At 70.8% G+C, this 15,149-nt stretch carries 13 protein-coding genes and 1 pseudogene; 4 read left to right on the top strand and 10 right to left on the bottom strand.

What is annotated here, in order from left to right:
- The 8 genes and pseudogenes from D7X74_RS14895 to D7X74_RS14930 form a co-directional block, all read right to left on the bottom strand.
- A pseudogene (locus tag D7X74_RS14895) lies at positions 1-626 on the bottom strand (hypothetical protein); the annotation flags it as partial.
- Between the two features lie 31 nt (positions 627-657).
- Positions 658-1,344, bottom strand: coding sequence for a hypothetical protein (locus tag D7X74_RS14900; RefSeq protein ID WP_120533626.1), 687 nt, complete (start codon positions 1,342-1,344; stop codon positions 658-660).
- 33 nt (positions 1,345-1,377) lie between these two features.
- Positions 1,378-3,237, bottom strand: coding sequence for a metallophosphoesterase (locus D7X74_RS14905; protein WP_233602105.1), 1,860 nt, complete (start codon positions 3,235-3,237; stop codon positions 1,378-1,380).
- Positions 3,213-4,988 carry a GMC oxidoreductase gene (locus tag D7X74_RS14910; protein WP_120533627.1) on the bottom strand — a complete coding sequence of 592 codons (1,776 nt, stop codon included), beginning with the start codon at positions 4,986-4,988 and terminating at the stop codon, positions 3,213-3,215. Before D7X74_RS14910 ends, D7X74_RS14905 begins: the two co-directional genes overlap by 25 nt.
- Positions 4,972-7,056 (bottom strand): patatin-like phospholipase family protein, encoded by a 2,085-nt coding sequence (locus D7X74_RS14915; protein ID WP_120533628.1) that lies wholly within the window; start codon positions 7,054-7,056, stop codon positions 4,972-4,974. The genes D7X74_RS14910 and D7X74_RS14915 overlap by 17 nt, the downstream gene beginning before the upstream one ends.
- A complete protein-coding gene (locus D7X74_RS14920; RefSeq protein WP_120533629.1) occupies positions 7,053-7,598 on the bottom strand; it encodes a DUF1772 domain-containing protein in 546 nt (181 codons plus the stop codon). The genes D7X74_RS14915 and D7X74_RS14920 overlap by 4 nt, the downstream gene beginning before the upstream one ends.
- Positions 7,595-8,512 (bottom strand): acetoacetate decarboxylase family protein, encoded by a 918-nt coding sequence (locus tag D7X74_RS14925; RefSeq protein ID WP_120533630.1) that lies wholly within the window; start codon positions 8,510-8,512, stop codon positions 7,595-7,597. The genes D7X74_RS14920 and D7X74_RS14925 overlap by 4 nt, the downstream gene beginning before the upstream one ends.
- Positions 8,513-8,525: 13 nt before the next feature.
- A complete protein-coding gene (locus D7X74_RS14930; RefSeq protein WP_120533631.1) occupies positions 8,526-9,578 on the bottom strand; it encodes an alpha/beta fold hydrolase in 1,053 nt (350 codons plus the stop codon).
- Positions 9,579-9,756: 178 nt separating this feature from the next.
- On the opposite strand from D7X74_RS14930, the gene D7X74_RS14935 reads away from it, so the two are divergent.
- The 4 genes from D7X74_RS14935 to D7X74_RS14950 all read left to right on the top strand — a co-directional run bounded on the left by D7X74_RS14935 (position 9,757) and on the right by D7X74_RS14950 (position 13,523).
- Complete coding sequence (locus D7X74_RS14935) at positions 9,757-10,107, top strand: hypothetical protein (protein WP_120533632.1); 351 nt, start codon at positions 9,757-9,759, stop codon at positions 10,105-10,107.
- Between the two features lie 136 nt (positions 10,108-10,243).
- Positions 10,244-11,236, top strand: coding sequence for a protocatechuate 3,4-dioxygenase (locus D7X74_RS14940; protein WP_120533633.1), 993 nt, complete (start codon positions 10,244-10,246; stop codon positions 11,234-11,236).
- Between the two features lie 62 nt (positions 11,237-11,298).
- Entirely contained in the window at positions 11,299-11,973 is a 675-nt protein-coding gene (locus D7X74_RS14945; RefSeq protein WP_120533634.1) for a response regulator transcription factor, read from the top strand.
- On the top strand, positions 11,970-13,523 hold the full coding sequence (locus D7X74_RS14950; RefSeq protein ID WP_120533635.1) for a cell wall metabolism sensor histidine kinase WalK: 1,554 nt from the start codon (positions 11,970-11,972) through the stop codon (positions 13,521-13,523). Before D7X74_RS14945 ends, D7X74_RS14950 begins: the two co-directional genes overlap by 4 nt.
- Positions 13,524-13,726: 203 nt before the next feature.
- Here D7X74_RS14950 and D7X74_RS14955 read toward each other — a convergent pair whose 3' ends face one another.
- Entirely contained in the window at positions 13,727-14,299 is a 573-nt protein-coding gene (locus tag D7X74_RS14955; RefSeq protein ID WP_120533636.1) for a hypothetical protein, read from the bottom strand.
- 130 nt (positions 14,300-14,429) lie between these two features.
- Positions 14,430-15,035, bottom strand: a complete 606-nt coding sequence (locus tag D7X74_RS14960; protein WP_120533637.1) for a sigma-70 family RNA polymerase sigma factor — start codon at positions 15,033-15,035, stop codon at positions 14,430-14,432.
- Between the last annotated feature and the right edge of the window lie 114 nt (positions 15,036-15,149).

The raw sequence follows: 15,149 nt of genomic DNA on the forward strand, positions 1-15,149 counted from the left end.
GAGTGGTACGTCACCCCCACCTCGCGCTGCGAGCCCACGGACTGGAGGCCCTGCTCCACCAGCCACACCGTGGGACGCTCACCGTCCAGGCGCTGATCCGCCACCTGGGCGCGCAAGAGCACGTAGCGGCCCCGGTAGGTATCCGGCTGCGCGATGGCGGACGCGAGCGAGAAGATGGGCACCTTGCGCGAGTGCAGCAGGCGCAACTCGCCGTCCACGCTGCCACCCCGGTGGGCCACCACCCGGGCGATGAGGTTGGCGGCGTCCGGACGCACGCGCAGGTCTTCGGCCCACGCGCTGCCCAGCACCGCGCCCAGTTGCGTGAACGCGGGCGACTCCGAACACACCTTCAGCGCCAGCCACGCGTCGTCGCGCGACGTCGCCTGGAGCCTGCGGGCCGCGCCCTCGCAGGTGGCGGGCGTGGGGTAGCGGGCCGTGAATGCGCGGGCATCCTGGGGCGACGGCGGCGGGTTCTCCGCGGGCGGCCGGGCCTTGGCCTGCACCCGGGCCGGCTGGGGCGCCGGCGCGTCCGTGAGGGCGCGGTCCTCCAGGTTCACATGCGAGTGCGCGGCACCGCAGCCGGTGGCGAGCGCGCCCAGCAGGGTCAGCATCGGGAAACGGAGCATGGCGCGAGCCTCTTTCGAAAAGGACGGTGGGCTACAGCGCCGCGGAGCCGGTGTCCTGGCTCGCGCGCGACGGGGGCGGACGGGGAATGGACGCGGACGGGGGCAGCATCATCGAACAGGCGTCACGGCAGCGCTCGTCCAGACACGCGAGCGTGCCGGGCCCGGCCTGCTGGCGCGACACGTCCGCGTAGCAGGCCTCCCCGTTGCCCGGGCAGTGGCTGCGCGCGGCGCACTCGCAGCAGGAGGAGGCCACGGCGGCCATCAACTGCACGTCCTGGAGCACGGTGGACAGCGCCCGGTAGCAGGCGCGGGCCGCGGGCGCGAAGCGTCCCTTCGAATCCACCACCGGTGAGTTGCCATCCAGGCCGCAGCGGCCCACCACGGTGGCGTACTTGCGCTCGCAGACGGAGACGAGCTTGTCATCCGCCACGCCGTCCCGGGCGTTGCTGATGGCCTCCGAGCACAGGGCGCGCGACGCCTCCTTGAGCAGCTGGAGGTTGGCGTGCTCCACGTCGGCGTTGGGGGCGCCGGGAGGCGGCAGCTCCGCCTCGAAGACGCACTCCTTGCCCGCGCGCAGCGTGTCGATGGTGCAGGCCCACGCCGTGGGCGACGCATCCACCAGCGGGGGCGCGCCCAGCGCTTCGGGAGGAAGGGACGACGGCGCGGCACCGGGCGGTGCGGCACCGAGGAGCAGCAGGGACAAGAGCATCGCCTTCATGACCGCCCAGCGTAGGACTTCGGCTCGCGCCACTCAAACCGGGCCGGCCGGAGGCTGTTCGTCCTGCGTCACGAGGGCGGGTGCCAATTGACCGGTGTCCAACGTCAGCGGCGGTGCCTTCGAGCGCCCGATGACGACGGGCGGCTCGATGAGCGCGGGGGGCGTGGCCCGGTGGTCGCGCGGGTCCGGCACCCAGACCGGCTCCTCTGGAGAATGGCCGTGCTGCCACCGGCGCGGCACCCGGCGCAGGCCCACCGGATACACCGTCAGCTCCCCGTCCCTGTCGAAGTGGAGCCGCAGGAAGTTCTTCCAGTCCGGAATGGCCAGCGAGGAGAACGCCTCATTGGGGTGACACGAGAACACGTTGAGCGACAGCAGCAGGTACACGCCCACCACCAGGGGGCCCACCAGCGCGCCCCCGCCAAAGAGCAGCAGGCCGCTCAGGAAGTCGCGCCGCAGGCTCCATTGCAGCTCGCTCGCCAGGGGCGCGGCGACGGAGGACACGCCCCAGGTCAGCAGCAACGCGACGACCAGGTGCGCCGCCCCGTGAACGCCTCCGGACACCTTCTGCCAGGCCTTGCCTCTGCGGTCGTCCGCGAAGGCGATGGCGCCCAGCAGCGTTCCCGCGGCGACCAGCAACGAACCCGTGCTCTGCAGCGCGGCGCTGAGGACTTCGCGCAGGGGTGGCGCGGACACGGCGCCTTCGTTGAGGTTCGCGGCCACGCCCCACCCCAGCAGCGCGTACACGAAGCCCATGAACGCGGCGAACCAGGGGTTGATGGCGGGGAACAGCAGGTTGCGCCAGGTCAGCTCCCGGGACGTCTTCTGGGACGGGAAGCACTCCTTCAACACGAAGCCGTCCGGACGCGTGTCCACCCGGGGCAGGTGCGTGGGATGCAGGAAGGCCCCTCCCCCACCCGCGACGATCTTCTGCCGCCCTTCCGTGTTCTCGTGCCGGCGGTAGTGGTGCAGGTCCCCCGCCAGGAACACGCTCACCCGCTTGCCCAGGATCCGCTGCTCCAGGAAGTCGATGTTGTTGTCCAGGAAGCCGCGCCCCGCGTGAGGCTTCACCTGCTGTTTGATCCACGCCGGCTCCGCGTTGCAGAGGATGACGCGGTCATCGGAGCCCATCTGCGCGGCCACCTTGCGGAAGAACTCCACCTGCGACGCATCCAGGTCGGACTCCAGTTGCATGTCCGTACCCAACAGCCACCAACCGTGCGGCAGCTTCAGCGCGAAGTAGCTGCGCTGTTGCCGCGTCTGCCAGCCCCTGGAGCGCCGGCCCTGGCAGAACAGGCGCGTGAAGGACACCAGCCCGTCGTACCAGTCGTGATTGCCCGGCACCGCGAACAGGTGCGGCCGGTGGCGGCGGTCGTTCAGCGCGTCCTCGTACGGCACCACCGTGCGCGCCTGGTACTCCTCCACGCTCGCGGTCGGGTACACCTCATCCCCACCGAACACGAGCACGTCGCCGCCCTCGGTGTGGTGCACCTGTCCCGTCGCGTCCCGCACGTCCAGCGTCGGCGCCATCACGGCGGACGCCACCGCGTAGGTGGAGTCCCAGCCGTCACCCAGGTCCGAGACGTAGTCCAGCCACAGCTCCTCGCGGGCCTTCCCGTCACCGTCCTCCGAGTAGTCGAACGCCAGCGGTTGCGGCCGCGCCACCGCGTCCAGCAGCCGCCGGTCCGCCTGCCGTCCGATGGTCTCCGACAGCAGCGACTTCAGGCCTGTCTTCGCGAGCACCCCGGGGTCGTACCAGGCCACCATTGGCTTGCCCGAAGGCGTGTCCCGGAGAGGGGCCCGCCGCGCGTGGCGCCGCGCCCGGAGCCGGGCGGGAAGCGGGCGCGAGAGCGGGCCGACATGCCGGCTCACATCCGTGGAGCGGACGGCCATGCCTCCTCCTCCGTCCTGCGCCACCCGTGGACGGGCGCGTCGTGGTGATGGGCGTCAATGAGGTGATCCGCGAAGCGGTCCGCGAGCGCGGCGATGGTGAGGCTGGGGTTGGGTCCGGTGGGGCCCGGCATCATCGCGCCGTCCGCCACGTACAGGCCCGGGTGCCCGAACGCCTCCCCCGTCGAGTCCACCACGCCCGACTCCGGCGCGGACCCCATGGGACAACCGCCCAGCGGGTGCACGGTGATGACCCGGCTCAGGTAGCTGAGCGGGTTCTGCACCAGCTTCCCTTCGAGCGCGGTGGCGATGTCCGCCATCGACTGGCGCACGCGGTCGAAGTACGCCTTCGACCCGCTCAGCCTCCAGTCGATGTCCAGCATCCCGTCCTCCGTCAGGCGCATGTGCCCGGTGGGGATGTCGCGCCCCATGCCCAGCAGCGGCAGCGACGTCGCGGAGCCCAGGCAGTCGCCCAACAGCTCGGCGATCTCCTCGCTCACATCCGAGTCGCGCGTGTGGCCCGTCCAGCCGCGCACGAGGCGCCAGCCCAGCCGCAGGCCGCGCTTCAGCAACGGCACCTGGTGCGCGCCCTCGTAGAGCCAGTTGACGAACTCCGGGAAGCCCGCGTCCTCGATGTAGTAGCCCCGTCCGGTGCCGCCCTCCTCCGCGCCCCGGAAGTGGAGCGCGCTGGTGATGACCGGCCCGTGCCCGCCATCCAGGATGCGAGGCAGCGCCTTGCCTGTGCTGGTGTCGCGGCACTGCCGCATGAAGCCCAGCAGGTCCCCGTTGCCGCAGAAGCGCGAGCCCAACTGGTCGCTGAGCGCGGGGAAGTGCCGCCGGTTCTTCATGAGCAGGTACGTGGTGCCGAACGTGCCCGCCGCCAGCACCAGCCGGTCCGCCGTCACGGTGGTGCGCGGCTGCATCGACTGGGGGCCCTCGCGCGGCGTCTCCTCCGTCACGTCGCGGTGATCCAGGTACTGCACGACGTAGCCCCCACCGTCGGCGGGCCACAGCTCCGTCACCTCCGCGCGCGTGCGCAGCTCCGCCCCGGCGCGCTTCGCCGCGGAGAGGTACGTGTAATCGAGCGTGTTCTTGCTGCCGGTGTTGCAGCCGATGTCGCACTCGCCGCAGAGGTGACAGGTGGTGCGCGTGCGGCCGTGGAGGTTGGGATGCTCCTCGCGGATGGGCTCGCCCGGCACGGGTGCCTCGCCGGGGTTCCCGAACGTCACCGCCAGCGGAGGAAGCTGCCAGTCCGCGGCGCGGCCCAGGCGCTGGGCGGCCAGCCGCATGGCCTGCGTCTTCGCGGTGGAGGCATAGGGCGCGTGCTCCAGCGGGTAGCGCTGCACGCGCATCATCCGCTCCACGGCGTCGTAGTGCGCTTCCAGATCCTCGCGGGTGACGGGCCAGTTCTCATAGCCCCCGTCGCGCGGGTCCTCGTGGATGAAGGTCTTCTCGTCCTTGCGCAAGAGCACGTTGGCGTAGATGAGCGACCCACCGCCCAGGCCCGAGGACACCACGCCCCCCAGCCCCTTGAAGGACCACAGGTTGAAGAGGCCGTGCAGGCCCTGGCGCGGGTCCCAGAAGTTGCGGCGCATGTCGTGCGGACTCCGGGGGAACGAACCGGGCGGGTACGCCTTGCCGCGCTCCAGCACGCACACCCGCAGGCCCGCTTCCGCCAGGCGCCACGCCATCACCGAACCGCCGAAACCCGAACCCACGATGACGACGTCGAAGTGTTCAGACCTCGTTTTCATGCAGCTCCTTCGCGTCCGAGCCGCCCCGCGCCCGGAGCGAGTAGAGGTCCCAGAGCGCGCCCATGAACAGCTTGCCGAACCGGGTGATGATCTGCAGTCCCTCCACGCCTTCGCGCGAGGAGCGCATGCTGGTGACCAGTTGCAGCAGCTCCCGCAGGCTCAGCACCAGGATGCCGGAGCCCACCACGGGGCCTCGCGCGTCGGTGCCTTCGTGCAGGTGGCAGTACAAGCGCGTGGTGTCCCGCCAGAGGTCCGGCCCCGCGTCGTCGTGGAGGGTCTTCGTCCCCTCCAGGTAGTACTCGCGGTCGTGGGCCTGGAAGTTCAGGCCGTAGCTCATGATCTGCGTGGTGGGGTCGTCGGTGGGACGGAAGAGGTTGAAGCTCCCCTGCTGCACGGGCAGGTCGTCCCCCAGCGGCCGATATTGGATGTGGGCCACCAGCCGGGCGGCGTGGGACGGGTCGCGGACGAACGCGTCCATGTCGTCGATGCTGATGGTGCAGTGCATGGTGAAGAGCGTGGAGCGACCATCGTGGGCTCCCGCCTCGGGGTCGGTGGTGCCCAGGGCCAGTGGACCGGACATGGTCTCGCGGAAGGTCAGTTCAGGGGCGGATTCAGTCATCTGCGTGATCTCCGGGTTGAGGGGCAGGCCCTGGGGGTCCGCCGAGCGCAGGTAGCGGCAGGCGTCCGAGTAGCCCTGGTCGATGAGGGACGCGGCGGTGACATGTCCCGCGTAGAAGTCCGGATCCAACGGCAGGGGCCGCTCCGGCTTGATGAGGTGGACGACGATGGGCCGGGGGTGTCCCGGAACGTGTTCGCCCGCGAGGATGCGCGCGTTGAGCTCGCGCACCTGCTCCAGTTGGGCGAAGAGCGCACCGTTCGCGCTGAGCTCAATCATGTTGACGTACTGGTGGAAGAAGCCCTTGCCGTAGCCGGACGTGTTGCCGATGCACCAGACGACCCACACCTCGTCCGCCCCGCGCCGCACGGCCTCCAACACGTTCGCATCCTGGATCCACACCGAGTCCAGGTAGAGCCGACCGTCCTTCGGCACCGGGGGCATGAAGAGCGGCAGGGAGATGCCTGCCACCAGCAGGTCGCGGTCCACGTCGGTGTGGGGGATGGCCTCGTTGGTCTTCCGGCCGAAGTCACAGACGTTGAAGGTGCCCGCGCGTTCGCGGTTCGCGCGCACGGCGTCCACGTCGATGCCCAGGTGCGGGAAGACGCGCTCCACGATGCCGTCCGCGTCGCCCAGCGCCTCCAGCTTCCAGGGGCGGGCGTACGCATCCAGCGGCATGAGGGACACGAAGTCCTTCACGCGCAGGGTCCGCCACCGTTCGCACATCTCGGCGGGAGACAGGCCGGACAGCCACATCGCCAGGGTGATGATGCCGCCCGACGTGCCGTCCGCATGCGCGAAGGTCAGCCCCTTGTCCGTCAGCGCGCGCAGCACCCCCGACTGCCACGCCACGCGCATGCCGCCCCCCGCCAGAACCAGGGAGCGGCGGGGTTCAGCAACCTCCCCCTGGAAAGCCGTCTGTGAACCCATGAATGACTCCACACCGGGCTTGATGGGCGTGACCGAGCGGGACCCGGTGTCCTCGCCCGGCTCCACCTCCGAAGGCGGCTTGAGCACGGAGATGACCTGCTCGCGCTGGCGCAGCGTCACGTAGAACCCGAGCACCAGCGCGGCCGACAGGGCATCGAACGCCGCCACGAGCAGAGACACCGGCGACAGCAGTCCACGCGCGATGGCCACCGCCACCATCAGGCACGCCCCGACCTTCTGGAGCCCCGACCACAGGAAGGCCGCGGGGTTCGCGCGGGGCTCGTGCAGGCCATGCAGCAGCAGGCCGCCGAACAGCACCATGAACATCCCCACGATGCGGAAGAAGTGCGCGGGCGCGGCGGACGCATCCGCCTGCATGAGGCGCAGCTCCGTGCCGGGCAGGAACATCTGCACCACGCCGGACACGACGGTGATCCACCCGATCGCCGCGAGCGCCCAGCGCCATCCGCGCCCGTGGGTGCGGGACAGGCGCTCCAGCCGCCGCGGCAGGCCCGGGCTCATGCGTGGACCTCCCGGCGCGGCGGGAGGGACAGCCCGAAGCGTGGCGAGCGGGCACCCACCGGATGCTCGGCGCGCAGCACGCGGTGCACGAAGTAGCCCAGCATGGACAGCCACTGGACCGTCCACAGCCCCACCCGGACGCGGTTCATCCGCATCCACGCGCCCAGCACCTCCGCCAGCCGCTCGGGCGACGAGATGCCCGCCGCCATCTCGTCGTTGTACGGGAAGATGAAGATGCGCGTGAGCAGCGTGGCCACCACCACGGCCAGCAGCACCATCAACGGATACCACCGCAGCGCGGACCTCCGCTCCCGCCACGCCAGCACCACCGCCGACAGCAGCATCACCATCGTCATGCCGGTGAAGAAGCGCGTCGCGGCCTGCACCTGCGGCACGAACTGGAGGTAGTAGTTGTCCACCGTGAGCTGGGGCGCGATGGGGAACGTGAACAGGATGAGCGACCACCCCGTGCCCAGGTACATGGACACGCACAGGAACAGCAGGCTCGCGTTCGCCAGGTGGAGAAGCTCGCCGCGCTTCATGGCCAGACGCCCTGCGTGCTTTCGGAGATGCTCCGCGTCGACACCCGGGCCCCGTCCGGAGGCGGCATCGGCGTCTGGTCCTGTCCCAGGTCCACGACGCTCTCCAGCCCTTCCGGATACGTGTCCATGGGCAGCGTGGGCTGGGTGAGGAACCACGCCTCGAAGTGGTCATCCAGCACGCCGCTCGACGACGGGAAGAACCCGGTGAAGAACGCGCGCGGGGAGATGCTCAGGTCCCGCAGCGCCTGCACGCGCGGGTGGTCCCCCAACTCCAGCGTGGCCCAGGCCTTGCTCCCGAGCCGGAAGCCGAACCGGCCCCGGAAGTAGATGGTGGACTTCATCAGCATCCCGCGGAACGCGCAGTAGTTCACCGCCGACGTCCGGATGGGCAGCCACGCGTGCGCCGGCCGTTCGATGCGCACGCGCACCGCCTCCTGGCCTCCTTCCGCGTAGCGGCTGCTGACCGACCCGTCCTCCATCCGGAAGTCCAGGCGGGCCAGGTGCTTGGGCATGCCCCAGATGCCCTTGCCGCCCTTCACGGACACCTCCGTGTTGACCGGCAGGTCCACCACGTACTGCCCCACACCGTAACGCTTGGGGAACAGCAGCGGCAGCAGCGGCGGCGCGGGCCTGCGCCCATGCGTGCACGCCAGCGCGATGCTGAACTCGATGTACGCGCCGATGTCCGTCTTCTTGTAGTCGATGACGGAGATGAGCAGCACGCCCTTGTCCCTGGACACGCGCAGCGGGTGCAGTTCATTGCCGGGCAGCAGCGCGGCCACGCGCCGCGCATCCACCTTGAAGGCGGCCACCAGGGCCGGGGACCCCTGCGAGTTCACCGGCAGCGCGTACGGGATGTCATCCACGCGCGAATACCGACCCGACTGCCGCTGGATGCGTCTGGGGAGGAACATGGCAGGCCTTTCGTCACACCGGGCGATCCAGCTCGGCGAGGAGGAGGGGGAAGACGTCCTGGGCCGCGTACTTGCCCATGAAGACATCCAGGTGGCCGTAGCCGGGCAACACGTGCAGCGCGTGCCGGCCTGGTTGGAAGCGATCCATGTATTCGAAGCTGCGGCGCTGGCTCTCCGCGAGGAAGCAGCGGTTCTCCTCGCCCGCCAGGAAGACGAAGCGCGCGTCCGTCTGGGGCTCGCGCTCGCCCAGGTCCTCCGGCAGCGCGGTGAAGTGCTCCACCGGCACCAGGTGGCCCGCGCGCACGCACGCCTCCATCTGCTTGAAGAAGCTGAAGGGCACCGGCCCGAACTCGTGCTGGAGCCAGTCATGCGTGCGGGCGTTCAGGTTCTCGTGCCGCCACAGCACCGGGAAGCCCGTGCCGTAGGTGAAGCTCGTCCAGCGGCAGACCAGGTTGTCGCACTCGTGATGCGTCGCCTTCACCACGCGCGTCAGCGCCCGGGCCGTGCGCGTGGGGCCGCCGAAGGCCCACTGCGGATCCAGGTACGGCGTCAACTGGGAGACCAGCGGGACGGCGTAGCGCAGCTTCAGCTTCGCGGACGCCGGCACCACCGGATGCAGCGACACCGCGTTGCTGACGATGACGTCCACCTCCGGCAGCAGGCCCGCCACCGCGGCCATCGCGAAGCTGGTGGACCCCTGGCAGTGGATGACCGCCTTGACGGTGTCATGCCCGGTCTCTTCCAGGATGGTGCGGATGGCGGGCGGGTGGTCCAGCACGGCGGCCTGGTCCAACGTCCATTCGCCGGGCTCCACGTCCATGCTCGCGCGCCAGTTCTCCAGCCACACGTCGTAGCCATCGTCGATGAGCGCATCCACCACCGTCTGGCGCACGGGCGCGCGGAAGATGTTGCCGCGTACGCCCGCGCCATGCACCAGCACCACCGGCCCCTTGGCCGACTCCTCCTGTCCGCGCAGGTGCACCAGGTGCAGCGCGCGACCGTCGCCCGCGAGGAAGGGCACAACCTCCTCGGAGTAACGTGGTGAATGAAACGGTTCGACGGACATGAAGGCGGCCCCCCGTTGAAGCCCACCTCAAAACTGGGGCGGTGCAAGGGGGGTGACAACAGGGGCGCACCCCGGGGTGCACGACCCCTCGCCCTTCCTGTCCGGAGCCTCGCGGAACGGCGTGGCGCTTCCCCGACACTCCGCCCATGAGCGAGCGCGCGGTGCTAAGGGTGGAGGCATGGACCAGGACACGGGCTGGAGCGAATACGCGTCGGGCTCGACGCTGGGGGGCGAAGGCAGCCAGGGCGGCATCGTGGTGCGCGACGAGGGCCATCGCGGTGGCAACCTGCGCCTCACCTACGAAGCGGATGACGCGCGCTCCTTCCACTCCATCACCAGCGGCATCGCGGGGTGGCTGCGGCATCCGCGCTTCTTCGACAACGCCGACGCGGCGGCCCGCGCCTTCGAGGAGATGAAGCCCGCCCTGGAGGAGCTGGGCGCGAAGCTCTCCGAGGGAGGCCCGCGCTCGACGGCGGACGGCCAGGCGGCGGGTCCCCTGCTCGCGGCCTTCGTGGTGCGCTTTTCCTGAGCGCCGGTCCCCGCGCGTAAGGGTTGCTTAAGATTCTCTGGCGATAACCCGGTTCGCCCTCCGGTCAGCCCCGGAGGGTCCCGTGAGTGGCACCCCCGCCGCTCCCGGCTCCCCAGCTCCCGGAGGAACCCACCGGATGAAGAGCGAAACCCCTCAGGACCTTCTCCCCAAGGCCCTCACCCGTCGAGGCATGCTGCGCGGCATCGGCCTGACCCTGGCCGCGGTTCCCCTGGGCAAGCTGCTCGTCGCCTGCGGTGGCAGCGAGACGGACGACCCGACCGGCGGCACCGACACCGACGCGGGCGTCACGGACCCCGGCGTGTGGGCCACCGGCGGCACCGCGGCGATGACGGCCGCGGCCAGCTACCCGGATCCGTTCGCCGCCGGCATCGGCACCGTGTGCGCGCTCACCTGCGAGTCCACGCTGGGCCCCTGCTACGCGACGACGGTGGAGCGCAAGGACATCAGCGAAGGGCACGACGGTCTGCCCGTGCGGCTGGCGTTCCTCATCGTGGATGAGACGTGCAAGCCCATCCCGAACGCCACGGTGGACATCTGGCACGCCGCGCCCGAAGGGCTCTACTCCGGCGAGGACGCCAGCGACTTCTGCACCTCCGGCGACCCGGTGGCCCGCGCGGCGCGGTGGTTCCGCGGCGTGCAGACCACGGACGCCAACGGCCGGGCGGACTTCGACACGTGCTTCCCCGGTTGGTACAGCAGCCGCACCATCCACATCCACTTCACCGTGCGCGTGGGCGGCCAGGAGTTCGTCACCTCGCAGCTGTTCTTCGACGACACGCTCAACGACGACATCGTCAACCACCAGCCGCTCTACAACACGCGCGGCGCCCGGGACACGACCAACGCGAACGACAACGTCGTCTCCGCGGAGAGCGTGGGCAACTACCTGTTCGCGACCCAGCGCATGGCGGACGGCGCGATGCTGGCCTCCAAGACGCTGATCATCCGCTCCTCGCTCGCCAACGAGCAGTGCGCCATCCCGGGCGGCGGTGGCGGTGGCGGCGGGGGTGGCGGTCCCCCGCCGTTCGGTGACGGCGGCATGGGCCCGCCCCCGGGCGACGGCGGCTTCGGCGGTCCTCCGCCGGGCTTCGACGCCGGGACGCCGTGAACCAGGGTGGGTGGGAGCCCCGGAAGCCTCCGGGGCTCCCGGGCCGAAGGGAGCGCTGGCGCATGGGTGACCGCATCCTGCTGGTGGAGGATGACGATCCGCTGGGTTCGCAGATCGTCGGGCACCTGAGGGGCGCGGGTTTTGAACCGCTCTGGTGGCGCGAGGGCCGCATGCTGGTGGCCGGCGAGCTTCCGGACGTGAGCCTCGTGGTGTTGGACCTGATGCTGCCCGGCACCTACGGCCTGGACATGCTCAAGGCACTGCGGACCTTCTCGGAGGTTCCGGTGCTCATCCTGAGCGCGCGCAACGACACGCTGGACAAGGTCCGCGCCCTGAAGCTGGGCGCGGACGACTACATGACCAAGCCCTTCTGGCCGGAGGAGCTGGTGGAGCGCGTGCGAGCACGCCTGCGCCGCCCCACCCTCCAGAAGGAGCAGGCGGTGGTGGAGGTGGGCCCGCTGAGAATCGACCTCCAGGCGCACGCCGTCCAGGTGCAGGGGCGTCCGGTGGAGCTCACGCGGGTGGAGTTCGAGCTGCTCGCGGCGCTGGCGCGCAGGCCGCAAGAGGCCGTGACGCGGCAGTGGCTGGTGGAGCACGTGTTGGATCCAGAGCGTGAAGGCACGGAGCGCACGCTGGACGTCCACGTCTCGCGGCTGCGGCGCAAGCTGGGCCCGGTGAAGTGCGTGGAGACAGTGTGGGGCGTGGGCTACCGGCTGGTCCCCGGGGAGGACGCGTGAAGCTGCGACTGCGCCTGGCGCTCACAGCGGTGGCGGTGACGGTGCCCGCGGTGTTCGCGCTGGTGCAGGTGGAGCACTCGGTGCGGCGTCGCACGACGGACGAGGTCATCGCCGCGTCCGTGCTGTCGCAGATGCAATCCGGTGGACGCGAGCGCTGCGAGTCCGCGCCCGACACCTGGATGGTGCGCACCCGCTCCCAGCGTCCACCGTGGGAGCGCGAGGGTGTCCCCAATCTGGGAGACGGTCCCCCGTCGGCCGCGCCCAACGATCCGCCCCCGGGTGAAGCACCGGGCTCCGGGCCCCGGGAACCGGGCAGCGATGGACCGCCCCGGGGACGCACCGGCGACCGGGGTCCGTTCGGAAGACGGTTGCCACCGGTGAGCCTCTTCCCGTTCGACGGCAAGTTCGTGTCGGCCAATGCGCAGGCCCCGGTGCTGGATGACGACCTGCGCGAAGGGGCGCTGGCGGATGGTGTCGGCGTGCGCCGCTACACCAAGGAGCAGGACGGAGCGCTGGTGCAGGACCTGCTCCTGCGCATGCCCTGGGACGGCGGGCCGTGCGAGTACGTGCTGGCCCGGCGCGTGGAGCCCTCGGACTCACCGGAGGTGGGCCTGCCCCCGCTGTACATCTGGGGCGTGCCCACGTTCATCCTGTTGTCCGCGATGGTGGTGGCGCTGGGGCCGGTGATGCAGCGGCTTCGCCGGCTCACCGAGGAGGTGCGCGCCTCCTCCAGCAGCCACTACCAGCAGCCGGTGACGGTGCGGGGCCACGACGAGATCGCGGAGCTGGCGAGGGCCTTCCAGGAAGCACGGGCGGAGATCCAGGCCCAGATGGCGCACCAGGAGGCGCGCGAGCAGACGCTGCGCGACTTCCTGGCCAACACCACGCACGACGTGATGACGCCGCTGACGGTGCTGCAGGGCCACCTGGCCGCGATGCAGCAGCGGCTCCGGGCGGGAGAGCCGCTGGAGCCCACGCTGATGCACTCCGCGATGAGCGAGGCACACTACATGGCCTCGCTGGTGCACAACCTGGGAGCGGCCGCGAGGCTGGAGGCCGGAGCCCCCCAGGTGCAGCACGCGCCGGTGGACCTGAACGCGCTGGTGTCGCGGGTGCTGGGCCGGCACCAGCCCATCGCGAGGCCCCAGCGGATCGCGCTGGAGAGCGGCGTGCCGGCGAAGCCCACCTGGGTGATGGGAGACGAGACGCTGCTGGAGCAGGCGGTGAGCAACGTGGTGCTCAACGGCATCCGCTACGGACGCCTGGACGGCCACGTGGCGGTGGTGCTGGAGACGACGCGCCAGCAGACCTTCCACCTGCGCGTCATCGACGACGGACCGGGCATTTCGGAAGAGGAGCGCTCACGGCTCCTGGAGCGCCGCTTCCGGGGCAACGCGGCCCGCACCCGGGATCCTCAAGGCCAGGGCCTGGGCCTGCACATCGTGCACAACGTCGTGGAGCTGCACGGCTGGACGTTGACCCTGGCCCCGTCCGAATACGGAGGGCTGGAGGTCGGCTTCACCGGCCCGCTGATGCCGCCCCCAGGCTGAGTGGGGGCTGGAGGGGACGAACGAGCGCGCCGCTTCATAGGCGCCGGGCTCGAAGTGGGCGAGCACGCGGGGCACGACGGCGAGCGCCACCCCCAACACCCCGCCGATGATCCATTGGGTCCGCATGGGCCGGCTTCTACCATCGCCGGGCCCTCTTCCGCGTCCGCCCCACTCCCCCGTGAGGCGGACGCGGTGACGAAGCGCTAGCGCGTCGCATCCCGGCGCGCCTGCGTCCGGCGGCCCTGCGAGGCCCGGTGCGCCTGCGTCTTCATGGACGAGAAGCCCTGCGCCTTGCGCGCCCCGCCCTTCACCTGCCCCCGGCGCGCGTAGCCCGCGGGCCGCGCCGTCCGCTTCGCCATCGCGGTCTTCTTGCGCAGGGGCGTGGCACGCGTCGCCTTCCTCGCCACCGGCCGCTTGCGCATCGCGGGGCGGGCCTTGCGCATCGCGGGCCGGGCCTTGCGCATCGCCGCGCGCTCCATCCGGCCCAGCTGCATCTCGAAGCGCGACAGCGCCGTGCGGAACAGCGCCGCCTTGCGCCGGGTGTTCATGTCCCCTTCCGCCTTGCGGCTGCGCGTGGGGACGCGCTTGCCGGACGCCTCGCGCCGCAGCATGTGCGAGCGCTGCGTGTACTTGTCCATCATCCCGCGCGCCCGCTTCACCATCCCCTTGAGCTCGCGCTCCGACAGCTCCATGAGGTTTCGCGGCGCACTGGCCAGCACCAGCTTCATCTCGCGATCGTTCATCAACGCCACACCCGGATCCTTCACCTTGCGCATGTCCGCCCCTCCCTGGGGTTCTCGAAACAGTCGCAACGTTTGGGGTGACCCGCGGCGGCGGCAAGGCAGACACGGCCCGGGCCTGCTCCACCGCCCATCCCCGCGGACCGGGACGGATGTCCTGCTCAGCTCAACCGGACGCCGCGGTGGGGTGCTCTTCCAACAACACCGCCAGCTTCTCCAGCGCCAGCCGCGCCCGCGTCTTCACCGTGCCCAGCGGGTGTCCCGTGCGCTCGGAGATCTCGCTCTGCGACAGGCCCTCGAAGTACGCGAGCATCACCACCTCGCGCTGCTCCGGCGGCAGCTGCGTCAGCGCCTCGCGCACCCGCGCCTGCTCCTGCTTCGTGGACGCGGAGGCATCCGGCGCCGGCGGCATCGCACTCACCGGGGGCGGCTGCTGGCCTACGCCCTCCACCATCCGCGACACCGTCCCCAACGAACGCAGCCGGTCGATGGAGCGCGTGCGCGCGATGGTCGTGACCCACGTCTCCAGTCCGCCGCGCGAGGGATCGAACTCCCGCGCACGCCGCCACACGTCCAGGAAGGCCTCCTGCAGCACCTCTTCCGCGTCCGCGCGCGTGGGCAGCAACCGGACCGCGATGGCGAACGCCCGCGCTGAACACCGCGCGTACACCGCGCGCATGGCCTCCGCGCTGCCGAGCGCCACCTGCCGCAGCAGGTCGCGATCGGCCGACAGGTCACTCGCTTGCTGAGCGGAGGAGTCGGTAGGCGCCATGTTCTTCCCGGATACCGCAACCGGTGGGGCGGATCCCAGCTTCAACTATCGAAGCCCGTTCACCCAGCCCCTGAGGGTAGTCGCCTGTCCCCTCCATCCCTAACGTTGACCGGC

It is taken from the genome of Corallococcus sp. CA047B, from assembly GCF_003612065.1.
GTDB lineage: Bacteria > Myxococcota > Myxococcia > Myxococcales > Myxococcaceae > Corallococcus > Corallococcus praedator.